The 24,428-nt window shown below is 72.0% G+C and carries 18 protein-coding genes and 1 pseudogene; 8 read left to right on the top strand and 11 right to left on the bottom strand.

The genetic code is table 11. The annotated features are described in order from the left end of the window. Window positions 1–26 precede the first annotated feature (26 nt). From FB563_RS22390 to FB563_RS22380, 3 genes are all read left to right on the top strand, one after another. Window positions 27–1,466 carry an FGGY family carbohydrate kinase gene (locus FB563_RS22390; RefSeq protein ID WP_142218857.1) on the top strand — a complete coding sequence of 480 codons (1,440 nt, stop codon included), beginning with the start codon at window positions 27–29 and terminating at the stop codon, window positions 1,464–1,466. 142 nt (window positions 1,467–1,608) lie between these two features. After that, window positions 1,609–3,342 (top strand): ABC transporter ATP-binding protein, encoded by a 1,734-nt coding sequence (locus FB563_RS22385; protein WP_055705985.1) that lies wholly within the window; start codon window positions 1,609–1,611, stop codon window positions 3,340–3,342. Further along, window positions 3,342–5,267, top strand: coding sequence for an ABC transporter ATP-binding protein (locus tag FB563_RS22380; RefSeq protein ID WP_055705984.1), 1,926 nt, complete (start codon window positions 3,342–3,344; stop codon window positions 5,265–5,267). Before FB563_RS22385 ends, FB563_RS22380 begins: the two co-directional genes overlap by 1 nt. Before the next feature lie 32 nt (window positions 5,268–5,299). On the opposite strand, the pseudogene FB563_RS22375 reads toward FB563_RS22380, so the two are convergent. The 5 genes and pseudogenes from FB563_RS22375 to FB563_RS22355 form a co-directional block, all read right to left on the bottom strand. Then, window positions 5,300–6,662, bottom strand: a pseudogene (locus FB563_RS22375) (RNA polymerase sigma factor). A gap of 263 nt (window positions 6,663–6,925) precedes the next feature. Then, window positions 6,926–8,830 (bottom strand): DNA primase, encoded by a 1,905-nt coding sequence (dnaG, locus tag FB563_RS22370; RefSeq protein WP_142218855.1) that lies wholly within the window; start codon window positions 8,828–8,830, stop codon window positions 6,926–6,928. A gap of 118 nt (window positions 8,831–8,948) precedes the next feature. Then, window positions 8,949–10,214 carry an NAD(P)/FAD-dependent oxidoreductase gene (locus FB563_RS22365; protein WP_055709116.1) on the bottom strand — a complete coding sequence of 422 codons (1,266 nt, stop codon included), beginning with the start codon at window positions 10,212–10,214 and terminating at the stop codon, window positions 8,949–8,951. 104 nt (window positions 10,215–10,318) lie between these two features. After that, window positions 10,319–11,596, bottom strand: a complete 1,278-nt coding sequence (locus FB563_RS22360) for a deoxyguanosinetriphosphate triphosphohydrolase (protein ID WP_055709117.1) — start codon at window positions 11,594–11,596, stop codon at window positions 10,319–10,321. A gap of 115 nt (window positions 11,597–11,711) precedes the next feature. After that, window positions 11,712–12,572, bottom strand: coding sequence for a sirohydrochlorin chelatase (locus tag FB563_RS22355; protein ID WP_142218854.1), 861 nt, complete (start codon window positions 12,570–12,572; stop codon window positions 11,712–11,714). 183 nt (window positions 12,573–12,755) lie between these two features. Here FB563_RS22355 and FB563_RS22350 point away from each other — a divergent pair, with 183 nt between their 5' ends. From FB563_RS22350 to FB563_RS22335, 4 genes are all read left to right on the top strand, one after another. After that, window positions 12,756–13,415, top strand: coding sequence for a SanA/YdcF family protein (locus FB563_RS22350; protein ID WP_234358044.1), 660 nt, complete (start codon window positions 12,756–12,758; stop codon window positions 13,413–13,415). A gap of 2 nt (window positions 13,416–13,417) precedes the next feature. Continuing rightward, window positions 13,418–14,887 carry a hypothetical protein gene (locus tag FB563_RS22345; RefSeq protein WP_055709776.1) on the top strand — a complete coding sequence of 490 codons (1,470 nt, stop codon included), beginning with the start codon at window positions 13,418–13,420 and terminating at the stop codon, window positions 14,885–14,887. Window positions 14,888–14,985: 98 nt separating this feature from the next. Then, complete coding sequence (locus FB563_RS22340) at window positions 14,986–17,088, top strand: molybdopterin oxidoreductase family protein (RefSeq protein ID WP_055709777.1); 2,103 nt, start codon at window positions 14,986–14,988, stop codon at window positions 17,086–17,088. Window positions 17,089–17,145: 57 nt separating this feature from the next. After that, a complete protein-coding gene (locus tag FB563_RS22335; RefSeq protein WP_055709778.1) occupies window positions 17,146–17,976 on the top strand; it encodes an arylamine N-acetyltransferase family protein in 831 nt (276 codons plus the stop codon). 1 nt (window position 17,977) lies between these two features. Here the strand turns inward: FB563_RS22335 and FB563_RS22330 are convergent, their stop codons facing one another. The 6 genes from FB563_RS22330 to FB563_RS43035 all read right to left on the bottom strand — a co-directional run bounded on the left by FB563_RS22330 (window position 17,978) and on the right by FB563_RS43035 (window position 23,229). After that, window positions 17,978–18,430, bottom strand: a complete 453-nt coding sequence (locus FB563_RS22330; protein ID WP_055709779.1) for a gamma-glutamylcyclotransferase family protein — start codon at window positions 18,428–18,430, stop codon at window positions 17,978–17,980. 36 nt (window positions 18,431–18,466) lie between these two features. Continuing rightward, window positions 18,467–19,744 carry a hemopexin repeat-containing protein gene (locus tag FB563_RS22325; RefSeq protein WP_055709780.1) on the bottom strand — a complete coding sequence of 426 codons (1,278 nt, stop codon included), beginning with the start codon at window positions 19,742–19,744 and terminating at the stop codon, window positions 18,467–18,469. A 27-nt stretch (window positions 19,745–19,771) separates the two neighbouring features. Continuing rightward, window positions 19,772–20,101: a hypothetical protein gene (locus FB563_RS22320; RefSeq protein ID WP_142218853.1), complete on the bottom strand. Its 330-nt coding sequence runs from the start codon at window positions 20,099–20,101 to the stop codon at window positions 19,772–19,774. 91 nt (window positions 20,102–20,192) lie between these two features. Next, window positions 20,193–20,393, bottom strand: a complete 201-nt coding sequence (locus FB563_RS22315; RefSeq protein ID WP_055709997.1) for a hypothetical protein — start codon at window positions 20,391–20,393, stop codon at window positions 20,193–20,195. Between the two features lie 40 nt (window positions 20,394–20,433). Further along, window positions 20,434–20,562 carry a hypothetical protein gene (locus FB563_RS44955; RefSeq protein WP_267888673.1) on the bottom strand — a complete coding sequence of 43 codons (129 nt, stop codon included), beginning with the start codon at window positions 20,560–20,562 and terminating at the stop codon, window positions 20,434–20,436. 102 nt (window positions 20,563–20,664) lie between these two features. Continuing rightward, window positions 20,665–23,229 (bottom strand): cyanobactin maturation protease PatG family protein, encoded by a 2,565-nt coding sequence (locus FB563_RS43035; RefSeq protein WP_167528501.1) that lies wholly within the window; start codon window positions 23,227–23,229, stop codon window positions 20,665–20,667. A gap of 341 nt (window positions 23,230–23,570) precedes the next feature. Between FB563_RS43035 and FB563_RS22305 the strand changes: the two genes are divergently transcribed. Beyond that, entirely contained in the window at window positions 23,571–24,215 is a 645-nt protein-coding gene (locus FB563_RS22305) for an AfsR/SARP family transcriptional regulator (protein ID WP_159045522.1), read from the top strand. The last annotated feature ends 213 nt before the right edge of the window (window positions 24,216–24,428 follow it).

Genomic DNA, 24,428 nt, shown 5'->3' with positions numbered 1-24,428 from the left:
CCCGCCGATGCTGCAAAATTCCATCCATGGGGATAGTGGCCGGCTTGGACAGCTCACCGGATTTCACGCGCATCGTGGTCTGCGACACGGACACCGGTGCCGTACTGAGGCAGGGGTACGCCCCGCACCCGGTGGAGGGCCGGCCCAGCGACGTGGATCCGCAGGCTTGGCTGCTCTCCCTCGGTGAGGCGGCCGGCGGCGGCCTCCTCGAGGGCGTACAGGCGATCGGCGTGTCCGCGCAGCAGAACGCGCTGGTCCCGCTGGACGCCCAGGGCAACACCGTGCGCCCGGCGCTGGTCGGCGCCGACAAGCGGGCGCAGGTCGCGGCGGCGGATCTCGTCGACGCGCTCGGCGGCCGGGAGGCCTGGGCGCAGGCCGTCGGCTGTGTGCCGCAGGCCGCCCAGCCGGTCACCAAGCTGCGCTGGCTCGCCAAGAACGAGACCGAGAACGCCCGGCGGACGGCCGTACTCCTCCAGGCGCACGACTGGCTGGTCTGGCAGCTGCTCGGGCGGCCCGTGCGCCGGACCACCGATCGCGGAGGGGCGTCCGGGACCGGGTACTGGTCGGCCGCCACCGGCGCCTACCGGCCCGACCTGGTCGAGCTGGCGCTCGGGCATCAGGCGATGCTGCCGGAGGTGATCGGCCCGTCGGACGCGGCCGGTACGACCCCGGAGGGGCTGCTGATCTCCGCCGGGACCGGGGAGACCATGGCCGCCGCGTTCGGGCTCGGGATCGGGCTGGGGGACGCGGTCGTGTCCCTCGGTGCCTCCGGGTCCGTGATGGCGGTGCACCCCGAGGCGCTCGCCGACCAGTCCGGGATGATCACCTCGCTCGCCGACGCCACCGGCATGCACCTGCCGGTCGTCACCACCCTGAACGCCGTACGGACCCTGCGCGGGACCGCCGAACTCCTCGGGCTGGCGGACCTGGAGAGCCTGTCCGAGCTGGCGATGAAGTCCACGCCGGGCTCCCACGGGCTCGTCCTGCTCCCCTACCTGGAGGGTGAGCGGACGCCGAACCTGCCGCACACGGCCGGGACGCTCGCCGGGCTCAGGCGCGAGTCGATGAAGCCCGAGCATCTGGCGCGGGCCGCGTTCGAGGGCATGCTGTGCGGGCTGGGCGACGCGCTGGACGTGCTGCGCGGGCGGGGCGTGGACGTGCGGCGGATCTTCCTGCTCGGCCCGGCCGCCGAGCTGCCCGCCGTACAGGCCTCGGCACCCTCGCTGTTCGGCGCGCAGGTCGTCGTCCCGCAGCCCGCGGACTACGCGGCGATCGGCGCGGCCCGGCAGGCGGCCTGGGCGCTCGGCGTGTCGCAGGGCACCCTCGATCCGCGTACTCCGCCTGCCTGGCAGGGCGCGGCGGCGCAGGTGCTGGAGCCGGGCGACGAGCTGGCCGTGGGGCAGGCGGTGCGGCAGCAGTTCACGGCGGTGCGGGAGCAGACCCATCCGGGGGCGTTCCGCGTGTGAGGCCTAGGACCGGCGGCCGAGGCACCGGCGGTCCTTGGTCCGCAGTCGGGTTAATCAGTTGAGGTAACGCGGGTGGAGTGACCGACGATAGGGGCCAGGGGCAACCGACCAGCCCCCACCCGCCGACTCCGAGAGACCTAGCGTGCTCATACGACTCCTGCGGTCCTATCTCAGGCCCTACAAGAAATCCATAGCCCTGCTGGTGCTGCTGCAGTTCCTGCAGACCTGCGCCACCCTCTACCTGCCCACGCTGAACGCGCACATCATCGACAACGGTGTCGTGAAGGGTGACACGGATTACATCCTGTCCTTCGGCGCGCTGATGATCGGCATCTCGCTCGCGCAGGTCGTCTGCAACATCGGCGCCGTGTACTTCGGTGCGCGGACCGCCTCCGCGCTCGGCCGGGACCTGCGCGGTGCCGTCTTCGACCGGGTGCAGTCCTTCTCTGCGCGTGAGGTGGGTCACTTCGGAGCACCCTCGCTCATCACGCGTACGACGAACGACGTACAGCAGGTCCAGATGCTGGCCCTGATGACGTTCACCCTGATGGTGTCGGCGCCCATCATGTGTGTCGGCGGCATCGTGCTGGCCCTCGGGCTGGATGTCCCGCTGTCCGGGGTGCTCGTCGCGGTGGTGCCGGTGCTCGGCATCTCCGTGACGCTGATCGTGCGCCGGCTGCGGCCGCTGTTCCGGACCATGCAGACCCGGCTGGACACGGTCAACCGGGTGCTGCGCGAGCAGATCACCGGCAACCGGGTGATCCGCGCCTTCGTCCGGGACGAGTACGAGCAGGGCCGGTTCGGGAAGTCGAACGCCGAGCTGACCGAGATGCAGCTCGCCACCGGTCGGATGCTGGCGCTGATGTTCCCGATCGTGATGACGGTGGTGAACCTGTCGTCCATCGCGGTGGTGTGGTTCGGCGCGCACCGCATCGACAGCGGCGGGATGCGGATCGGCGACCTGACCGCGTTCCTCGCCTATCTGATGCAGATCGTCATGTCCGTGATGATGGCCACCTTCATGTTCATGATGGTGCCGCGCGCCGAGGTGTGCGCCGAGCGCATCGAGGAGGTCCTCGCGACCGACTCCAGCGTGGTGCCGCCGGCCGCGCCGGTCACCGAGCTGCGCCGGCACGGCCATCTGGAGATCCGGGGCGCGGGCTTCCGCTATCCGGGTGCCGAGGAGCCAGTGCTGAAGGCCATCGACCTGGTGGCCCGGCCGGGTGAGGTGACGGCCGTGATCGGTTCCACCGGCAGCGGCAAGTCGACGCTGCTCGGACTGGTCCCGCGGCTGTTCGACGCCACCGAGGGCACGGTCCTCGTCGACGGCGTGGACGTCCAGGACGTCGACCCGAAGCTGCTGGCCAGGACGGTCGGCCTGGTGCCGCAGAAGCCGTACCTGTTCGCGGGCACGGTCGCCACCAACCTGCGCTACGGCAACCCGGACGCCACCGACGAGGAGCTGTGGCACGCGCTGGAGGTGGCGCAGGCCAAGGAGTTCGTGAGCAAGCTGGAGGGCGGTCTGGACGCGCCCGTCGCCCAGGGCGGCACGAACGTCTCCGGCGGCCAGCGCCAGCGCCTCGCGATCGCCCGCACCCTGGTCCAGCGCCCGGAGATCTACCTCTTCGACGACTCCTTCTCCGCGCTCGACTACGCCACCGACGCCGCCCTGCGCAGCGCGCTCGCCCGCGAGACCGCCGAGGCGACCGTCGTCATCGTCGCCCAGCGGGTGGCGACCATCCGGGACGCGGACCGGATCATCGTGCTGGACGAGGGCCGGGTGGTCGGCTCCGGCCGGCACCGGGAGCTGATGGCGACCAACGAGACCTACCGGGAGATCGTGCTCTCCCAGCTGACGGAAGCGGAGGCTGCCTGATGGCCGGGCCCATGCGCATGATGGCCGGGGGCGGCCCCGACCAGCGCTCGATGGACTTCAAGGGGTCGGGCAAACGGCTCGTCGCCCAGTTCAGACCGGAACGGATCACGATCTACGGCCTGCTGCTGTGCGTGGTCGTCAGCGTGACCCTCAGCGTCATCGGCCCGAAGATCCTCGGCAGGGCCACCGACCTGGTCTTCGCCGGCATCATCGGCCGGCAGATGCCCGCCGGGGCCACCAAGCAGCAGGTCCTCGACCAGATGCGGGCCCATGGCCAGGGCTCCATCGCGGACATGCTGAAGAGCACCGACTTCACGCCCGGCAAGGGCATCGACTTCGGTGCCGTCGGGAACGTCCTGCTGCTCGCGCTCTGCACGTTCCTGGTCGCCGGGCTGCTGATGGCGGTGGCCACCCGGCTCGTCAACCGGGCCGTGAACCGGACGATGTACCGGATGCGGGAGTCCGTGCAGGCGAAGCTGTCGCGGCTGCCGCTGTCGTACTTCGACAAGCGCCAGCGCGGCGAGGTGCTCTCCCGTGCGACCAACGACATCGACAACATCGGGCAGACGCTCCAGCAGTCGATGGGCCAGCTGATCAACTCGGTGCTGACCATCATCGGCGTGCTGGCGATGATGTTCTACGTCTCCTGGATCCTGGCGCTGGTCGCGCTGGTGACCGTACCGCTGTCGTTCGTCGTGGCCACCCGGGTCGGCAAGCGCTCGCAGCCGCACTTCGTGCAGCAGTGGCGCTCCACCGGCAAGCTGAACGCCCACGTCGAGGAGATGTACACCGGGCACACCCTGGTGAAGGTGTTCGGCCGGCAGGAGGAGTCGGCGAAGCAGTTCGCCGAGCAGAACGAGGCGCTGTACGAGGCCGCGTTCAAGGCGCAGTTCAACAGCGGTGTCATGCAGCCGCTGATGATGTTCGTGTCCAACCTGAACTACGTGCTGGTGGCGGTGGTCGGCGGACTGCGGGTCGCGTCCGGCGCGCTCTCCATCGGTGACGTCCAGGCCTTCATCCAGTACTCGCGGCAGTTCTCGATGCCGCTGACGCAGGTCGCGTCGATGGCGAACCTGGTGCAGTCCGGTGTCGCCTCGGCCGAGCGGATCTTCGAACTCCTGGACGCGGAGGAGCAGGAGGCGGATCCGGTGCCGGGCGAGCGGCCGGAGGAACTGCGCGGCCGGGTCCGGCTGGAGCAGGTGTCCTTCCGGTACGACCCGGAGAAGCCGCTGATCGAGGACCTCTCGCTCACGGTGGAGCCCGGTCACACGGTGGCGATCGTCGGTCCGACGGGGGCGGGCAAGACCACGCTGGTCAACCTGCTGATGCGGTTCTACGAGGTGTCGGGCGGACGGATCACCCTCGACGGGGTCGACATCCGGAAGATGTCCCGCGACGAACTCCGGTCCGGCATCGGCATGGTGCTGCAGGACACCTGGCTGTTCGGCGGCACGATCGCGGAGAACATCGCGTACGGGGCGGCCAGGGAGGTCACCCGCGGGGAGATCGAGGAGGCGGCACGGGCGGCCCACGCCGACCGGTTCATCCGCACCCTGCCCGACGGGTACGACACCGTGATCGACGACGAGGGCACGGGCGTCAGCGCGGGTGAGAAGCAGCTCATCACCATCGCCCGGGCGTTCCTGTCGGACCCGACGATCCTGGTCCTGGACGAGGCGACGAGTTCGGTCGACACCCGCACCGAGGTGCTGATCCAGAAGGCGATGGCCAAGCTGGCGGCGGGGCGGACCTCGTTCGTGATCGCCCACCGGCTGTCGACGATCCGGGACGCGGACACGATCCTCGTCATGGAGAACGGGTCGATCGTGGAACAGGGCGCGCACGCCGAGCTGTTGGCGGCCGACGGTGCGTACGCCCGGCTGTACAAGGCCCAGTTCGCGCAGGCCGTGGCCGAGGTGGACTAGGCGACAGGGGGGCCGCCGCCGGCGGCCCCCCTTCAGTCCAGATAGCCCCTCAGCTGGTCCGCGAAGGCGTGGTCCCGGAGCTTGTTGAGGGTCTTGGACTCGATCTGCCGTATCCGCTCCCTGGTCACCCCGAACAGCCGGCCTATCTCCTCCAGCGTGCGGGGCCGGCCGTCGATGAGCCCGTAACGGAGCTGTACGACCTTCCGCTCCCGCTCCCCCAGCGTGGACAGCACGGCCTCCAGGTGCTCCCGGAGCAGCAGGAACGCCGCCGACTCGACCGGCGATGCCGCGTCCCCGTCCTCGATCAGGTCGCCGAGGGCCACGTCGTCCTCCTCGCCGACCGGGGCGTGGAGGGAGACCGGTTCCTGGGCGAGCCGCAGCACCTCGGAGACCCGCTCGGGCAGCAGGTCGAGGTGGGCGGCGACCTCTTCCGGCGTCGGCTCGTACCCCCGCTCCTGCAGCATGCGGCGCTGCACCCGGACGACCCGGTTGATCAGCTCGACCACGTGCACCGGGACACGTATGGTGCGGGCCTGGTCGGCCAGCGCCCTGGACATGGCCTGGCGGATCCACCAGGTGGCGTACGTCGAGAACTTGTAGCCGCGGGCGTAGTCGAACTTCTCCACCGCCCGGATCAGCCCGAGGTTGCCCTCCTGCACCAGGTCGAGCATGGTCAGGCCGCGGCCGACGTACCGCTTGGCGACGGAGACGACGAGCCGCAGGTTGGCCTCGATGAGCCGTCGCTTGGCCATGCGCCCCATGACGACGAGCCGGTCCAGGTCGAGCGCCAACTGGCTGTCCAGGTCCGGGGTGTTGCCCAGCTTCTCCTCGGCGAACAGACCGGCCTCGACGCGGCGGGCGAGTTCGACCTCCTCTGCGGCGGTGAGCAGCGGGATGCGGCCGATCTCGCGCAGGTACTGGCGGAACAGGTCGGCCGAGGGTCCGCCGGTGTCGGCCCGGGCCGCGACCGGTGTCTCGGCGGGCTCGGCGGGCTCGGCGGCCGCCAGCGGTTCAACGACCTCCTCGGGCTCGTCCACGAGCGCTTCCGCCGGTGGTTCCGTGGGGTCGGCGGGCACCGCCTCCGGGTGGAGGGCGACGCGGCTCTGCGGGGGCACGGCCGCGAGGACGTCCAGCTCCGCGTCCGGCTCGTCCGCGGTCGTACCGGTCGTACCGGTCGTACCGGTCGTACCGGTCGTACCGGTCGTACCGGTCGTACCGGTCGTACGGGTGGCACTGGTGGCGCTGTCGGTCTGGGTGAGGGTCTGGGTCTGCACGGGGGCGACCTCCAGGATGATCGCTGCTGAAGGTGTGCGGCAGCGGTACTTCGGGAGCGGAGAGTCGACGGCCTGCGCTCCGAGGACTCGGGCACCGGACCCAGTGTGGGGTAAGACACATCCCCGCCACGAGGGGCTTGCGGTGACTTTTTGCGTCCGGTTCGTGACCGGACGGTGATCGGTGCAGGAAGACCGGGCGCCGCACTCCGGCCTGATCTGGGAGGATCCCCGGGCGTCCGGACTTCTGTGCGAAGCCCCTGTCACCGTCCGCGGTACCGGCCCCGCCGAGACGGAGCGTCGAAGACGAGGTCCAGCTGCACGTGCCGCCGGGCAGGCCGGGTGCCGAGCAGGAGCGCGGGCTCCACACCGGTCTTCGCCCGGCCGCTAGAGCGCCTCCGCGCCCCGCTCCCGCAGCGCCTGGTCGTACTGCTGCAGCACCCACATCTCGTTCTGTACGGCGGCCAGCTGGGCGGGGTCGCCGCCGGTGGCGAGGCGGGTCAGCTGGGACTGGATGTCGTGGATGCGGCGTTCGACGGCGCGGCGGCGGATCTGGACCAGGACCGTGCCGGCGTAGGTCTCGTCGACCGTACGCCGCAGGATCGGCTCGACGGCCAGCTCGGTGACCATCGCGCGGACGGTGTCGTCGGGCGCGGCCTCGCGGACCCGGACCAGGTACTCCTGCGGGTCTTGGACGCCGTACTCGGCGCCGCCCGCCTCCGCGATCGCCAGGCGTACGGCCGCGTACGGCGGCGCGGTGAACTCGTCCACGCCGTAGGCGTCGAAGGCCGGGGAGACCAGTTCGGGGCGCTGGAGGGCGAGCTTGAGCAGTTCGCGTTCGGCGGCGTAGACCGGGTTGCGCAGGGTGAGGGCCGGGCCGCCGCTCGCCGGGCGGGGGGCGGCGGCCCACTGCTGGTCGGCGGGGCGGGGGCGGCCCTGCTGCGGTGAGCCCTTGCCGTCCCGGGCCCAGCGGGCCAGCTGGGCCACCCGCCGGACCACGAACTGGGTGTCCATGATGCCGAGCATGCCGGCCAGCTCGACGGCGACCTCGTGCTGGGCGCCGCTGTTCTTGATGCGGGCCACGATCGGCGCGGCCTCGTCCAGGGCGGCGGCACGGCCGGCCGGGGTGTCCAGGTCGTAGCGGCTCAGGATCTGGCGGAGGGCGAACTCGAAGAGCGGGGTGCGGGGTTCGACGAGGTCCGCCACCGCCTCGTCGCCCTTCGCGAGGCGCAGCTCGCAGGGGTCCATGCCGTCGGGCGCGATCGCGATGTACGTCTCGGCGGCGAACTTCTGGTCGTCCTCGAAGGCGCGCAGGGCGGCCTTCTGGCCGGCCGCGTCGCCGTCGAAGGTGAAGATCACGCGGGCCGAGCCGTTGTCCATCAGCAGGCGGCGGAGGATCTTGATGTGGTCGGCGCCGAAGGCCGTACCGCAGGTGGCGATGGCGGTGGTCACTCCGGCGAGGTGGCAGGCCATGACGTCCGTGTAGCCCTCGACCACCACCGCCCGGCTGGTCTTGGCGATCTCCTTCTTCGCCAGGTCGATGCCGTACAGCACCTGGCTCTTGCGGTAGATCGCCGTGTCGGGCGTGTTGAGGTACTTCGGGCCGTTGTCCGCCTCGTACAGCTTGCGGGCGCCGAAGCCGACGACCTCGCCGCCGATGTCCCGGATCGGCCACATCAGGCGGCCCCGGAAGCGGTCGATGGGGCCGCGCCGGCCCTCCTGGGAGAGCCCGGAGAGGATCAGCTCCTTGTCGCTGAAGCCCTTGCCGCGCAGATGGCGGGTGAGGTGGTCCCAGCCCTGGGGGCTGTAGCCGACGCCGAAGTGGACGGCGGCGGCCTGGTCGAAGCCGCGCTCGGCGAGGAAGACCCGGCCGGTCTCGGCCTCGGGGCTGGTGGCGAGCTGCTCGGCGTACCACTGCGCGGCGATCTTGTGTGCCTCGACCAGACGGATGCGCTCGCCGCGCTGGTGGGCCGGGTTGTACCCGCCCTCCTCGTAGCGCAGCGTGATGCCGGCCTGGGCGGCGAGCCGCTCCACCGCCTCCGAGAAGGAGAGGTGGTCCACCTTCATCACGAAGGTGATGGTGTCGCCGCCCTCCTGGCAGCCGAAGCAGTGGAAGAGTCCCTTGCTGGGGCTGACCTGGAAGGACGGCGACTTCTCGTCGTGGAAGGGGCACAGGCCCTTGAGGTTGCCGCCGCCCGCGTTGCGCAGCTGGAGGTACTCGGAGACCACGGCGTCGATCGGGACCGCGTCCCGTACCGCCTTCACGTCCTCGTCGTTGATCCGTCCTGCCACGAGGTGATTCTACGGGGCACTGCTGACACACCCGGGTGCGCCGACCGACCCCCGGCCGGGGGTCCGGGGGGTGCCCCCCGGGAATTGCAGCACGGGGGTGCTGTGACAGTCCCGGCCGTCAGGAGACAAGGCTGTCCAGAGGTACGTGCGGGTCGGCCAGCGCTTCCGTGTTCACCTGGGCCTTGGACCCGATCAGTTTCTGGATCTGCTCTGTGACGTCCCACACGTTCACGTTCATCCCCGCCAGCACGCGCCCCTCCCGCACCCAGAACGCGATGAACTCCCGCTTGCCGGCATCGCCCCGGATCACCACCTGGTCGTACGACCCGGCCGGCGCCCAGCCGCTGTACTCCATGCCCAGGTCGTACTGGTCGGTGAAGAAGTAGGGCACGCGGTCGTACGTCACGTCCTGGCCGAGCATCGAGCGCGCCGCCGCCGGTCCGCCGTTCAGGGCGTTCGCCCAGTGCTCCACCCGGACCCTCGTGCCGAAGAGGTCGAGCGGGAAGGCGGCCACGTCACCGGCCGCGTAGATGTCGGGGTCGGACGTGCGCAGCCGTTCGTCCACCAGGACGCCGCCGCCGTGCGCCCGGTCGACCAGCTCCAGTCCCGCCGCCTCGGCCAGGCCGGTGCGGGGCACCGCGCCGATCGCGGCGAGCACGTCGTGTGCCGGGTGCTCCTCGCCGTCGTCGGTGCGGGCCGCGAGGACCATGCCGTCCTGGCCGACGATCTCGGTGAGGTGCCGCCCGAAGTGGAAGCGGACGCCGTGCTCGCGGTGCAGCTCCGCGAAGACACCGCCCAGCTCGGGGCCGAGGACGCCGTGCAGCGGGGTCGGCGCCGGTTCGATCACGGTGACCTCCGCGCCGTACTCGCGGGCCGCCGCCGCGACCTCCAGGCCGATCCAGCCGGCGCCCGCGATCACGATGTGCCCGTTGTCGCGGCCGAGCGAGCTCAGCACGCCCTTGAGCCGCTCGGCGTGCGCGAGCCGGCGCAGATGGTGCACGCCCGCCAGGCCGGTGCCCGGGATGTCCAGGCGGCGGGGCTCGGCGCCGGTGGCGAGCAGCAGCTTGTCGTAGCGGACGAGGGTGCCGTCGTCGCCGAAGCGGACCGTCTTCGCGCCGCGGTCGATGCGGTCCACGAACTGGCCGAGGTGCAGCTCGATGTCGTTCTGCGCGTACCAGGCGGGTTCGTGCACGAAGACGCTGTCGCGCTCCTCCTTGCCGAGCAGGTACCCCTTGGACAGCGGCGGGCGTTCGTAGGGGTGGTCGCGCTCGTCGCTGATCAGTATCACCCGGCCGGTGAAACCCTCCGCCCGGAGCGTCTCGGCCGCCTTCGCGCCGGCGAGTCCGCCCCCGACGATGACGAATGTCTGATCCGCGTCGACCACTTGATGCCTCCTCGTAAGGGTGCCGCCACATGCGAGCGTCCCGCACCGGGCGTGCTGCGGGAAGAGGGAGTGACCCGATCAGGCCACGGACGGTCATGTTCCTCTCACATATGCCCCGTAAGTCTCGCGTGCAGCGAGCGCGCGGAAGCGTCGGTGAGGGAGGCGATCTGGTCGACGATCACCCGCTTGCGTGCGTGGTCGTCGCCTGCCCCGTCGAAGAGCGCCCGAAACTGTGGATCCAGCCCGTCCGGTGCGCGGGCGGTGAGCGCCTCCGCCAGCTCCGCCACGACGACCCGCTGGTCCGCGCGCAGCCGCTCCTGCTCGGCGCGCTGCATCACATACCGGTCCGCGACCGCCTTGAGCACCGCGCACTCCATACGGGCCTCGCGCGGCACGACGAGCTCGGCGTCGTAGCGGGTGAGCCGGCCGGTGCCGTACGCGGCGCGGGTGGCGCCCTCGGCGGCCAGGCAGAACCGGCCGATGAGCTGGCTGGTGGCGTCCTTCAGGCGGGCCTGGGCGACCGCCGTGCCGTCGTAGCCGTGCGGCCACCACTCCTCGTCCTGGAGGCGGTCGAGCGCGGCGGAGAGTTCGGCCGGGTCGGTGCCGGCCGGGACGTACCGCCCGATGGCGACCTCGAACACCGCCTGCCGTTCGGGCTCCGCGTGCAGGCAGTTGGGGTCGATGTGACCGGCGTGCAGGCCGTCCTCGACATCGTGCACCGAGTACGCCACGTCGTCCGACCAGTCCATCACCTGGGCCTCGAAGCAGGTGCGGGTGCCGGGGGCGTGCGCCCGGACCCAGTCGAACACCGGGCGGTCGTCCTCGTAGACGCCGAACTTCTTCGACGCCGGGTCGGTGGGGTGGGCGCCGCGCGGCCAGGGGTACTTGGTGGCGGCGTCGAGGGTGGCGCGGGTGAGGTTGAGGCCGACGGATCCCTCCGGGGTGAACCGCTTGGGTTCGATGCGGGTCAGGATCCTGAGCGACTGGGCGTTGCCCTCGAAGCCGCCGCAGTCGTCCGCGAAGGCGTTCAGCGCCTGTTCGCCGTTGTGGCCGAAGGGCGGGTGGCCGAGGTCGTGGGCCAGGCAGGCGGCTTCCACCAGGTCGGGGTCACAGCCGAGGGCGGCGCCCAGCTCCCGGCCCACCTGGGCGCATTCGAGTGAGTGGGTGAGCCGTGTTCTGGGGCTGGCGTCCCAGACCTGGCTGTGGGCTCCTGGGGTGACGACCTGGGTCTTGCCCGCGAGCCTTCTGAGGGCGGCGGAGTGGAGGATGCGGGCGCGGTCGCGCTGGAAGGCGGTGCGGCCGGGGCGTTTGTCGGGCTCGGGCGCCCAACGCTCCGCTGCGGTCGGGTCGTAGGGGCCGTGGTCGAGTGCGGTGCCTTCCATGGATCGACAGTAAGCCCACTCGTCCGCCGAGATCCGTTGTCGGGCGGGTGCGGCGTCGTTGTGGCTTGTCGCGCGGTTCCCCGCGCCCCTTGGGGGTTACCGCCTCCCCCCGCTTTCAAGCCGAGGCCAGTTCCAGCGGTCTGATCGCCCGTGCTTCGTCGTACCGGTGCAGGACCAGACGTGCCATTGCCGGGTGCTCGCCCAAGGGGGCCGCGGCTATCCACGGCGCCGCGTCCGCGCACTGCGTCGCGAAGCGTCCCGGTGCCGTGAAGTACGACGCGATCGCCACCCGGTGCCGGCCGCGGGCCGCCAGGGCGCGTACCGCCGTCGGGACGGTCGGGGTCGCCGCCGAGGCGTAGGCCGGGACGACGGGCACCCCGAGGCGCTCGGCGAGGAGCCGGGCGGTGCGGCGGGTGTCGGTGGAGGAGTCGGGGTCGCGGGAACCGGCGGCGGCCAGGACGACCGCGCTGGCGCGGCGGGTGGCCGCGTCCATGGCCGGGGGCCAGCCGGCCTCGATCAGGCGGTCGCGCAGGGTCTCCACCAGGAGCGGGTGCGGGCCGAGCGGGGCGGCCGGCCGGGTGGCGGCCGGGGCGGCGGCGGCCATCCCGGGGATGTCCTGCTTGACGTGGTAGCCGCGGGAGAGGAGCAGCGGGACCAGGACGGCGGGGGTGTCGCCGAGCGCGGCGAGGGTGTCCGGGAGCAGGGGCGCGTTCAGCTCGATGTGGCCCAGGTGGACGGGGAGGCCGGGGCGCAGTTCGCGTACCCGGTCCCGCAGGGCCCGTACGGTCTCCAGCGCGCGCGGGTCCCGGCTGCCGTGGGCGACCAGGACGAGGGCGGGCGGGGCCGCGCGGCGGTGACCGAGCGGGGAGACCAGCCGGAGCTGGCCGGCGAGCTGGCTGCTGATGCTGTTCATGAGGTGCGCCGTGCTGTCGAGGTGGATGCGGGACTCGGAGCGGGGAAGGTGCGACGCCGTCATGAAGGAATCCTGACGGTGTCACGTTGCGGGGCCGTTGCCGGACCGTCACGAGCCTTTTCCGCTGCATCACGTCGTACGGATGCTCGATGTGAGGCGAACCGGACCGCTGCCGGTGGCGTCCTGAATGGTCGGAACCGGTTGGAACCGATCCCTGGGGGCCTTGTGAAGATCCGTCGACCGCGTTTGCCGCGCACCCGCACGGGGCAGCGCCGGCTGGTGCAGGCCGTGATGGCCGGATGTGTGCTGGCGCTGCTGCCGGTGACCTGGCTGTTCGTGTCCACGGCCGACCGGCTGCGCACGACGGCGGACGTCCCGCGCACGCAGGTCGCCATGGTGTTCGGGGCCGGGCTGTGGAACGGGGAGCCGTCGCCGTATCTCGCGCACCGGCTGGACGCGGCGGCGAAGCTGTACCGGGCGGGGCGGGTCGAGGTCGTCCTGGTGACCGGGGACAACAGCCGCAAGGACTACGACGAGCCCGACGCCATGCGCGCCTATCTCGAGAAGCACGGGGTGCCGGGCCGGCGGATCGTGCGGGACTACGCCGGGTTCGACACCTGGGACTCCTGTGTGCGGGCCCGGAAGATCTTCGGCGTGGACCGGGCCGTGCTGATCAGCCAGGACTTCCACATCCGGCGGGCGGTGGCGCTGTGCGAGGCGGCGGGGGTGGACTCGTACGGCGTCGGGGTCACCGACAAGCACGATGTGACCTGGTACTACGGCGGGACGCGCGAGGTGTTCGCGGCGGGCAAGGCGGTGCTGGACGCCGTGTTCCACCCGGATCCGACGTTCCTCGGGCCGCGGGAGCACGGGGTCACCGAGGCGCTCGCGCAGGCGCGGGACTGAGCATGGAGACCACGGACCTGACGCCCGCGGAGCGCCGTGTGTGGGACGCCTTCCCGCTCGGTGAGGGGGTCGACTTCCGGGAGAGCGAGGACGAGGACGCGGAGCAGGGCGCCACATGGGGTCCGGAGCGGACGCTTCGGGCGGAGGTGCTGCGGGAACTGCTGCTGGGCGGGCCTGTGCGGCAGGGGCGGATCGCCGGGCTGAAGGTGTGGGGCGCGCGGATCACCGGGCGGCTGGACCTCAAGTACGGCACCGTCGGCCATCCGGTCCGGCTGCGCTGCTGCCACTTCGAGGAGGCCCCCGATCTGTACGCGGCCCAGGTCGTCGCCCTGGTCCTGAGCGACTCGGTGCTGCCGGGGCTGACGGCCGGGAATCTGCGCGCCGACGGAGTCGTGCGGATCACCTGCTGCCGCATCACGGGTCCGGTACGGCTGCAGGGGGCGAAGCTGTCCGGGGCGCTCTTCGCGAACGGTGCGCGCCTGGGCAGGCCCGGCGAGGTCCCCGAGGAGGCCGTGCTCCAGTTCGGCCACACCGAGGTGGGCACGGACGTGTGGGCCGCGGGGCTGGTCGCGCACGGCGAGGTGCACCTGAACGGTGCGGTCGTCCGCAATCAGGTCAACCTCAACGACGCGAAGCTGAACGCCCCCGGAGGGACCGCTCTGCACGCCGAGGTGCTGGCGGTCGGCACCGATCTGCACGCCATGCGGCTGCGGGCGTACGGCCGGATCAATCTGGGGGGTGCCCGGATCCCCCGCTCGCTCAATCTCGCCCACGCCCGGCTGTCCCACCCGGGCGGCCGGGCCCTGCGGGCCAGCAGCAGTGTCATCGGCGAGCTGTGGCTGCGGGATGCCGCGCCGATCGAGGGATCCGTGAATCTGCGCCGCGCCCAGCTCGACCTGTTGCATGTGCCGCCCGAGGTGTGGCCCGGGCAGGTCCAGCTCGACGGGCTCAGCTACCGCGTCCTGACCCCGCACCTCCCGGCCGAGCAGCGTCTGCCCCTGCTGGAACGCGAGCCGGACGGTTTCCTTCCGCACCCCTACGAGCAGCTGACCACGGCGTACCGCACCGTCGGCGACGACGCCGCCGCGCGCACCGTGCAGCTGGCCAAGCTCCGCCGGCACCGCCGCACCCTGCCGCCGTACGCGCGGCTGTGGGGCTGGCTGCAGGACGCGGCCGTCGGCTACGGCTTCCGCCCGATGCGGGCCGCGGGCTGGCTGCTGCTCCTGCTGTGCACCGGCACGCTCGCCTTCGCCCTGCACCGTCCGCCCGCGCTCAAGCCGTCCGAGGCGCCCGCGTTCAACCCGCTCTTCTACACCCTCGACCTGCTGCTGCCGATCATCGACTTCGGCCAGGAGGGGGCGTACGCGCCGGTGGGGTGGTACCAGTGGCTGTCGTATCTGCTCGTCGTCACCGGCTGGGTACTGGCGACGACGATCGCGGCGGGCGTCAGCCGCTCGCTGAGCCGGCAGTAGGGACCTCACGGCGTCACCGGCCGGGCGGGGAGGTCGCCGTGCCGGGCGCGTAACCGGAAGCGGTCGGGGCCGTAACACGCCCGACGCACGCTGGCGGCATGGAACCGATCGCCTCGACGCCCACCCACTGCCCGTACTGCGCCCTGCAGTGCGGGATGAACATCACGCCCCTGCCGCAGGGGGGCGCCCGGGTGACCGAACGAACGGACTTCCCGGTGAACCGGGGCGCGCTGTGCGGCAAGGGCCGTACGGCGGCCGAGGTGCTGTCGCCCGCGGTACGGCTGACCTCGCCCCTGGTGCGGTCCGGGGGCCGGCTGGTCGAGGCGGGCTGGGCGGAGGCGCTGGACCTGATCGCCGAGCGGCTCGGGAGCGTACGGGAGGAGCACGGCGCGGACGCCGTGGGGGTGTTCGGCGGGGGCGGGCTGACGAACGAGAAGGCGTACACGCTCGGGAAGTTCGCCCGGGTGGTGCTCGGCACCTCGCAGATCGACTACAACGGCCGGTTCTGCATGTCGTCGGCCGCTGCGGCCGGGACGAAGGCGTTCGGGCTCGACCGGGGGCTGCCCTTCCCGCTGGAGGACATCCCGAGGACGGGGTGCGTGATCCTCGTCGGATCGAATCTCGCCGAGACCATGCCGCCGTCCCTGCGCTTCTTCACCGAGCTGCGGGAGAACGGCGGGAAGCTGATCGTCGTGGACCCGCGCCGGACCAGGACGGCCGAGCAGGCGGACCTGCACCTGGCCCCCCGCCCCGGCACCGATCTCGCGCTGGCCCTCGGCCTGCTGCACCTGATCGTGGCCGAGGGGCGCACGGACGAGGAGTACCTCCGGGAGCGGACCACCGGCTGGGAGCAGGCGCGGGCGGTGGCGATGGCGCACTGGCCGGAGCACGTGGAGCGGATCACGGGGGTGTCCGTTCCGCAACTCCGCGAAGCCGTACGGCTGTTCTGCGAGCCGGAGAGCGCGATGGTGCTGACGGCGCGCGGGCCGGAGCAGCAGTCCAAGGGCACGGACACGGTGGGCGCGTGGATCAACCTGTGCCTGGCCACGGGCCGGGCGGGCCGCCCGCTGTCCGGATACGGCTGTCTGACCGGGCAGGGCAACGGGCAGGGCGGCCGGGAACACGGCCAGAAGGCCGACCAGCTGCCCGGCTACCGCAAGCTGGACGACCCGGCGGCGCGGGCCCACGTGGCCGGTGTGTGGGGCGTGGACCCGGATGCGCTCCCCGGCCCCGGGCGCAGCGCGTACGAGCTCCTCGACGCCCTCGGCACGGACATCCGGGCGCTGCTGCTGATGGGCTCCAACCCGGTGGTGTCGGCGCCGCGCGCGGCCCACATCGAGGAACGCGTCAAGTCCCTCGATTTCCTCGCCGTGTGCGATGTGGTGCTGTCGGAGACGGCCCAGCTGGCGGACGTCGTCCTGCCGGTCACCCAGTGGGCGGAGGAGACGGGCACGACGACCAGCCTGGAGGGCAGGGTCCTGCTGCGCCGCCGGGCGGTCACCCCGCCGCCCGGGGTCCGCAGCGACCTGTACGTCCTGCACGAGCTGGCGGCCCGCCTCGGCGTGGAGAAGGGCTTCCCGACCGATCCCGAGGAGGTCTTCGACGAGCTCCGCCGGGCGAGCGCCGGTGGTCCGGCGGACTACTCCGGGATCACCTACCGGCGCCTGGCGGAGGAGAACGGGGTGTTCTGGCCGTGCCCGCAGCCGGCGGAGGACCCCACGGCCGAAGCCCACCCGGGCACCCCGCGCCTCTTCCTGGACCGTTTTGCCACCGAGGACGGGCGGGCCCGTTTCGCGGCTGTGGGGCACCGGCCCACGGCGGAGGAACCGGATGCCGAGTACCCGCTCCTGCTGACCACCGGCCGGGTGGTGTCCCAGTACCAGTCGGGGGCGCAGACCCGGCGTGTGGCGGAGCTGAACGCGGCCGCGCCCGGCCCCTTCGTGGAGCTGCACCCGCGCCTCGCGGCCCGGATCGGCGCGGCCGAGGGCGACCCGGTGACCGTGACATCCCGACGGGGCCGGGCCACCGCGCCCGCCCGGATCACCGCCGCCATCCGCCCGGACACCGTGTTCATGCCCTTCCACTGGCCGGGCGAGGGCCGTGCCAACACGCTCACCAACCCGGCCCTCGACCCGACGTCACGGATGCCGGAGTTCAAGTCGTGCGCGGTGCGGGTGGAGGTCGTAGGGCCAGGGACGTAGCACGGATCGATCCGCGGGTCGGGGCGGGCAGCGGCCGGAGCGCGTTAGGTTCGAGGTATGTCCGATCTCGAGCAGTTCGACCTCGACGCCTATCTGGACCGCATCGGATGGCAGGGCGGCCACCGCGCCGGCCTCGGCACCCTGCGGGGTGTGCATCTGGCGCACGCGCTGTCCCTGCCCTTCGAGAACCTGGACGCCGTGTCCGGCCGGGCCCCCTCACTCGCCCCGGCCGATCTGACGGCCAAGATGATCCACGGCCGGCGCGGCGGCTACTGCTACGAGCACAACACCCTGCTCCGGCTGGCCCTTGAAAAGCTGGGGTTCGGCGTGACACCGCTGGCCGGGCGGGTGGTGCTGGGCGCCGAGACACCCGAGAGCCGGCCGCGCACCCACGCGATGCTGCGGGTCTCGGTGCCCGGCGAGCCGGAGCCGTATCTCGCGGACGTGGGCTTCGGCGCGATCGGCGCTCTGCTGCTGCCGGTGCCGCTGGTCACCGGCGAGGAGTCCGAGGGCGCGGGACGCCGGCACCGCCTCATGCCTCTGCCGCACGAAGGCCCGCTGGAACTCCGGGAGTTGCAGGCGTACGACCGCCGGGCGCAGCGGTGGGTCGGCCAGTACGCCTTCACCCTGGAGCCGTTCGCCGCACCGGACTTCGAGGTCTTCAACTGGTACGTCGGCACCCACCCCCGTTCCCCCTTCACCAAGCGCCCCTACCTCCAGCGCACCACCGCCGAGCGCCATCTGGCCCTGGACGGCCCCCGGCTGACCGAGACCCGCGCCGACGGCACGGTGACCGAACGCAAGCTGACGGACGAGACGGAGGCACGCCGCGTGGTGGAGGAGGACTTCGGGATCGCGGTGCCGCAGGGGGTGCGGTTGCTGGGCTGAGTCAGCGCCGGGACAGCCAGTCGCCGCCCTCGATGGGGGTGCCGGTGGCGCGCAGGCGGGCGGCGACCGGTGGGGCGGCCAGGTAGACCCAGGCGAGGGTGGGGGTGCCGTCGGCGGTGCGGATGACGTCGCGGGCGACGCGTTCGTAGAGGTTGCGGGAATCACCCGGCGCGTGCTCCTCCAAGCGGTCCAGGGCGGCGAGCAGTTCGGCGTACGACTCCGGGCGCGGCGTGATCAGTTCGCCCCGGACCTCGCCGCCCGGCCGTTCCACGGCGTAGGGGTAGCCGGGGCCGTCGTAGAGTGCCGCGCCGGGCAGGCGGGCCGGTTCCTCCGCCGCGATGCGGCCCCGCAGGAACAGGTCGTGGTTGGCCTCGCCGGGGCGCAGGGTGCCGTAGACGAAGAACGGCAGCGGGGTTCCGGGGTCCCTCGGCTCTTGTGGCTCTCGCGGGTGCACGCTCCGATTGTGCGGCAGGCCCGCCCTCTTCCGTGATCAGACCCTCGTCCTGCCGACCTGCAGGTGGATGTGGTTCTGATGGGCCTGGCGCAGCCCGGGGTCGCCGCTGTAGTCGGGATAGATGACGAAGCCGCTGTCGCCGAGTGGGGGCATGGGCCACTTGTTGCCGGTGCCGATGCCGTTGGCCTCGCATTCGTGGGTGGCGAAGCGGTAGGCCGTGGAGAACAGCTGGTAGGCCAGGGCGTCGACGGACGGGTCGATGCGTACGGTGCTGCCGGTGCGGGGCGGTAGCTTGCCCCAGTCCTGGAGGATCGACTTGGTGAAGGGGGTGCCGTCCAGGGTGCCGACGATGCCCGAGAGGTCGAGGGCGCGGCCCTGGTTGTGGCAGTCGTTCGGCGGGCCGTTGCCGTGGCCGATGCCGAGGTGGCGCAGCTCGGTCACGTCGGGGACGGAGGAGTCGATCCAGCGGGTCAGGCGGTGGAGCGCGATGAGCATGCGCTGGTCGACGTTGTCGAAGAAGCCGGCCGCGGGGTTGAGGGCGTTGGTGTAGCGGACCGGGCCGAGGGTGGGTGGCTGGACGGCGACGTTCTGGCCCACCGCGGGTGCGGCCCCGCCCTGGAGGGTCAGGATGCCCCGAGTGATCAGGTCGGTTGTCAGCTGGTTGGCCTGCTGCGGGGTCAGCAGCCGGGCCGGCCGCACGCCGCCGCCGGGCACCGGCTCGAAGCGCAGGGTCGCCAGGGTGCCGTTGTCGTCCACGGCATCCGCGTCGACGTCGTACCGCTGGTAGTCGTCGCCGCGGAAGAAGTAGGCGTAGCGGCCACCGGAGTACAGGGCGGCGGTGAGGTCCTGGGCGAAGAGGCCGTTCCAGTTGCCGGCGATCGGTCGGGGGTAGCCGTCGTCGGCACGGTCGGCGGTGATGTCGTAGCGCAGGTAACCGTCGCCCTTGAAAAAGTACAGCTTGCCCGTGCCCCAGTTCACCGCCGTGTCGAAACCCGACTGCCAGTCGGCGGGCAGCCCGGTCCAGTTCCCGGCCACCGTGAACGGCGGGTTGGGGGGCAGGTAGTCGGGGTCGGCGCGGTCACCGGGCTCGTCGTAGCGGACGTAGGTGCCGCCGGTGAACGCGTAGGCCTTGCCCGCGCCCCACCACACGAACGCTCCGGGCGAGCCGGCGAGGCCGGTCCACTGTGCGGGGACGCTCAGTCCCTGTTGTTCGAGGGTGCCGGTGACCGTGTCGTAGCGGGTGTAGGTGTCGTCGTCGAAGAAGAGGTACGTCTTGTCGTTGGGCCAGGCGATGGCCGTGCGCAGGGCGGGCATGGGGTCCCCTTCCGGGCGGTCGCCGGGTCAGCGGCGGGACGGGGGGCAGCCGCCACGGGTGGAGCGGCACAGGGGGGCGGGATCGCCGGGGGCGTGGCCGAGGACACCGCCGGGCTGGACCTGGATCACGAACTCGTTGCTGTCGCGCGCCGGGCCGCCGGGCGGCAGCAGGCTGTCCCGTGGGGTGATGGTGCGCACCGCACCCGGAGACCGCGCCGAGTTGCCGGACGAGCCGCCGGGCGAGTTGTCGGAGGAGTCACCGGAGGATTCGTCCGTGAGGACGTAGCTGAGCAGATACGGCTGGTAGCGGTCCCGGTTCCGGTCGGTCGCCGCCTGGGGCGGGAGGTTGAGGCGCATGGCGCTGCCTTTCGTCCGTTACGGAAAGAAGGGGGGCGCGCAGGCGGGCGCACTGCGATGGGCGGCCGCGCCCGCCTGCACGGTGGCGGTGTCAGGGCAGGATGCTGCCGATGACGTCATCCGCCTTCTGGCCGAGCCAGTTCAGGAGTCCGTTCGGCTGGACGCCGTCGCCCCTGTCGTGGGCGTAGGCAGCGGCGCCGGCGGCGGTCCGGTCGACCGGGGGTGCCTGCTGCGGCATGCGCAGCGTGGCAGCCCTGGCGCCGTCCGCCTTTCGCGAGTTGCGGTCCCTCATGACCTTGCTCCTTTCTGTCTTCTTCCGTTATCCGGATCGTTCAGACCCGGACGCCGTAGCGCGCGGAGTAGCACATCTGCCGCGCGGGGCCGGTGAGGTTCCGGCAGCGGTCACCCGCCGCACGGGCCCCGCCGTCCGCTCCGGGGCCGGCGTGCCCCGGGGGTTCCATGGGCCCGTCCCTGAACACGGGCGGTGCGGGAACGGGCAGTCTGAGCCGTGGTGGTCGGTGCGTACTGGACACTGTCGTCGCCTCCTAGCGGCCGGTGGCGCCTCACATGGCGCCCAGGAACTGGTGGACCGGCGCCACGCTGACCGGGGTCTCGATGCTGACGTCGATCGTCTGCAGGAAGGACAGCCGCGAACGGAGTTCGTTCTCCGGGTCGAAGAACGTCGTCACGACGTCGTAGCAGATCGAACTCTCCCTGCAGTACGTGCTCTTGCTGACGCTGATGGAGTCCAGGGAGTAGAAGCGGTCCTCGTCGCCGGGGACGTACTTGGCACCCAGCAGCCCGTCGGCGAAGGAGCTGGTGAGCAGGAACGCGTTGGTGCCGGCGTAGTTCAGGGCCCGGTCCGCGTCGGTCTGGCCGAGGTTGCGGAACTGGTAGTAGAGCTTGTCCAGCAGGGCGCGCACGGTCTTGCGGAGCACGTCCTCGCGCAGGCTGACGTTGCGCTTGGCGTTGTCGGCCGTCACGGTGGCGATGACGTCCTCGACGAGGGCCGCCTCGTTCCAGGTGTAGAGTCCGCGGCTCTTCACCTCGACCACGGGCACGACCTGCCCGCTGAACAGGCGGGTGGTGCGGTCGGTCAGCACACCGGGGACGGACACGAGGGAGACGAAGTTCTCGTCCTCCGGCTTCAGCGCCTCGCCGACGATGGCGTCCCGGAACGTCCGGTAGACCGTGGAGACGGGCGGGCGCGCGAGTTCGACCAGCAGGTCCGCCATGCTGGAGGGCTCCGAGGCCGCGCGGCGTACCCGCTGCTCGTCGAAGGTCTCGCCGTATTCCATGCCGATGGCCGGTTCGGCCTCCAGCGCGTAGACCGGGGCGCCGTCGACCATCAGGGTCCAGGCGAGGTTGTTCGCCGCCCAGGGGGCCGTGATCAGGTAGTCGCGCAGCTGGGTCGGGTCGTAGACGTCCGGTTGCTTGGTGCGCGGGCGTCCCTGGTCGTCCTGCCCGTCCTCGACGAAGGGCATCGCCTGACGGAAGCTGTCCCGACGGGCCTCGGTCGTGTAGTCGAATCCGATGGTGCCGATCGCGTAGACCAGCGCTCTGCCGGAAGTACCGGTCTGGCAGGCGCACGCTGGGTGCACGCCGGGTGCGGGGTGGGGGCTCGCCGGCCCGAGCGGTTCGGGGGACGGCGGCTGGAGGGCGCCGCCCTCGGGCTCGCCCGGAAGGCCCGAGGGCTCGAGCCGGGCTTCGGGCCCGGGCCGAGGACGAGCGGGCGGGACCGCACCGGCCGGTGCGGTGTCCGCCGGTACGGCGCCGGGGGCCGGGGGCTGTGGTGTGTGTGCCGCAGGCCGCGCGGCTGCGGCCCCGGCGCTGCCGCCCGCTTCGCGACACCCCGGGCCGCCCCCGCATCCGCAGGCGCACGCGGCCAGGACGCCGGGCTCCCCGACGGGCCGGGGCGGAGTGGTGGGCGGGGGCGGAGCGGTGAGCGCGGGCGGAGCCGTGCCGCCGTCGGGTGGCGGAAGGGTGTTCCCTGCCGCTCGCGGTCCTGCGTCGGCCGGCCAGGGCGTGCCCTGTGCCGCGTGCGGCCCTGCGCCGGCCGGCCCGGGCGCGCTCGCTGCCGCATGCAGCCCTTCTCCCGGCACGGCACGGCTCATGCCCGCGGCGCCGTGTGCTGCGTCCCAGTACTGGCGGTCACTGTCCATCTCGCTCGCTCCTTCTCCTTCGGACGAGCCCCCCTCGTACGGCTGTGGTGCCAGGGCAACGGCGGCCGGCCGTGCCGTGGCGGGGTGCGGCTGCGCGGCCCCGACGAGCCGGAGGGCCCGCGGGGCGGACACCGTTCCGGCAAGGAACCGTCGGCAGTGCGGGGCGTCGGCGGGCCGGCACTCGGTGGCGGTGGCGAGGATCGCCCGGCCGGCCGCCCTGGGGTCCGGGGGCAGGCCCCGGCCCAGTTGGGCCGCGACCAGCAGCGCGGCGAGCCCGGACACGAGGGGCGTGGCGAAGCTGCTCCCGGTCAGGGAGCGGGTGCCGCCGCCCGGGGCGGCGCCCCGGATGTCCTCGCCAGGCGCCAGTACGGCGTTGCCGCGATAGGCCGAACCCCAGTTGTTGAGTTCCAGGGGTGTGCCGCCGGCGCCCAGAGCGCCCACCGCGAGGACCGATGCGGTGGCGGCGGGGGCCTGGAGGCAGTCGCAGCCGTCGTTGCCCACGGCTGCCACGACGAGCACGCCGTGGTCCTCGCACAGTTTCAGCGCCCGTTCCAGCATCGGGTCCGGCGCGCCGTCCGCGGTGCGTTCGCCTCCGCTGATGTTGATGATGTGCGCCCCCGCCTGGACCGCCTGTTCGATCGCGCGGGCGATGTCCAGTTGGCGTACCCGGACCCGGGTGTCGTCGGGGAACACCGGCAGCACCAGACCGCGGCATCGCGGTACGACACCCGTCACCGGACTGGCGGGCTGCCCGAACAGCAGGCTCGTGACGTGGGTTCCGTGCAACGCCATCGGGCCGGATCCGGCCGGGTCCCGCACCAGGGTGGGCAGGGCACGGATGTCGGCACCGGCGAAGCAGGGGTGGCCGAGGTCCACGGGACCGTCGAGCACCGCCACGCACACGCGCGGATCGCCCAGGAGGCCGCCGCCACCGGCGGGTTCCCCGAGAACCGAACGAGCTTCCATCCCGCAATCCTTTGAACCGGCCACCGCTCTGCCGCGGCGGCTTGTGAGCCAGCCTCGGACGGCGGTGTGGCGCAGGTGCACCCGAAGCGCCGCGGCCCTGTTCCGCCGACGTTGCCGATGCGTTCCTGGTGTGTTCTTTGCGCACGTCAGGGGGCATCCTGGGCAAGGGCGAAATCATCGTGGCTCCGGCTGCGGCCCGGTGCGGCGGCCCGACCCCATGAGCGGACGTGCAGATGCATGACGCATATGCACGTTGCACAGTGGTGGATGTGTCTGGCACATCTTGTCCAAAGTTGCAACTACTTCAGGTTTTCGAATTCGCCTGCGGCGAAGGTCCGCACATGCTTCCGCTGGGAACTCAGCGCCTGCTGGCCTTACTTGCCCTGAACCGCGAAGGGGTGTACCGAGCCGCGGGCGCCGGGGTGCTGTGGCCCGACTCGACCCCTTGCCGGGCGGCCGCGAACCTCCGCTCCGCCCTGTGCCAGGCACGTCGCGCGTGCTCCATACCGGCGATCGAGTGCATCGGGCAACGCCTGCGGCTGTCCGAAGGGGTCCTGGTGGACCTGCGTACCGCCTGGGCGACGGCTCGGCAGATCATCGCGGGCCTGAGCGAACTCCCCTACGACTTCGAGCCGTTGGTCGAGGAACTGTCCCGGGAGCTGCTGCCCGGCTGGCCCGACGAATGGCTGACGACGGAGCGCGACCGCTGGAACCAGCTGCGTCAGCACGCCCTCGAAAGCCTGGCCCAGCAGTTCCGCTCCGCCGGGCACTACGTACCCGCGCTGCAGACCGCATTGGCCGCCATCGGGATCGACCCGATCCGCGAAACCGGCCACCGCATTGTCATCGACGTGCACGCCGCCGAGGGCAACCTCGCCTGCGCGGTCAAGCGCTACGAGGAGTACCGGGCGCTGCTCCGCAGGGAACTGGGGGTCGCCCCGTCCGCGCAGATGACGCAGCTCATCAGGGATCTCGTGTCGGCGTAGAGCCTGTCCGGCCGACCGCCCCGCACCGCGTACGTCCGGCCGGGCGACGACCCCGACGACCGGGCCAGCCTGTCATGCCCTCGCCATTCAGAGCCGCAGCCGGTGCGTCGCCTCCCCCGCCCCCTCACACATCTCCATAACAGGGCTATGGACATGACATGTCATGGCCTCTTAAATCTCTGGGGACATCAGCGCCGCCCCCACGCCTAGTCG

Source organism: Streptomyces puniciscabiei, assembly GCF_006715785.1.
Classification (GTDB): Bacteria; Actinomycetota; Actinomycetes; order Streptomycetales; family Streptomycetaceae; genus Streptomyces; species Streptomyces puniciscabiei.
The sequence above is the reverse complement of the archived record's forward strand: the minus strand, read 5'-3'. Positions and strand labels throughout refer to the sequence as shown.

Coding starts and splice junctions, on each gene's coding strand:
- FB563_RS22390 (WP_142218857.1), top strand. CDS start 27: ATGGGGATAGTGGCCGGCTTGGACAGCTCACCGGATTTCACGCGCATC.
- FB563_RS22380 (WP_055705984.1), top strand. CDS start 3,342: ATGGCCGGGCCCATGCGCATGATGGCCGGGGGCGGCCCCGACCAGCGC.
- FB563_RS22360 (WP_055709117.1), bottom strand. CDS start 11,596: ATGGAAGGCACCGCACTCGACCACGGCCCCTACGACCCGACCGCAGCG.
- FB563_RS22355 (WP_142218854.1), bottom strand. CDS start 12,572: ATGACGGCGTCGCACCTTCCCCGCTCCGAGTCCCGCATCCACCTCGAC.
- FB563_RS22345 (WP_055709776.1), top strand. CDS start 13,418: ATGGAGACCACGGACCTGACGCCCGCGGAGCGCCGTGTGTGGGACGCC.
- FB563_RS22340 (WP_055709777.1), top strand. CDS start 14,986: ATGGAACCGATCGCCTCGACGCCCACCCACTGCCCGTACTGCGCCCTG.
- FB563_RS22335 (WP_055709778.1), top strand. CDS start 17,146: ATGTCCGATCTCGAGCAGTTCGACCTCGACGCCTATCTGGACCGCATC.
- FB563_RS22325 (WP_055709780.1), bottom strand. CDS start 19,744: ATGCCCGCCCTGCGCACGGCCATCGCCTGGCCCAACGACAAGACGTAC.
- FB563_RS22320 (WP_142218853.1), bottom strand. CDS start 20,101: ATGCGCCTCAACCTCCCGCCCCAGGCGGCGACCGACCGGAACCGGGAC.
- FB563_RS22315 (WP_055709997.1), bottom strand. CDS start 20,393: ATGAGGGACCGCAACTCGCGAAAGGCGGACGGCGCCAGGGCTGCCACG.
- FB563_RS44955 (WP_267888673.1), bottom strand. CDS start 20,562: ATGGAACCCCCGGGGCACGCCGGCCCCGGAGCGGACGGCGGGGCCCGT.
- FB563_RS43035 (WP_167528501.1), bottom strand. CDS start 23,229: ATGGAAGCTCGTTCGGTTCTCGGGGAACCCGCCGGTGGCGGCGGCCTC.
- FB563_RS22305 (WP_159045522.1), top strand. CDS start 23,571: ATGCTTCCGCTGGGAACTCAGCGCCTGCTGGCCTTACTTGCCCTGAAC.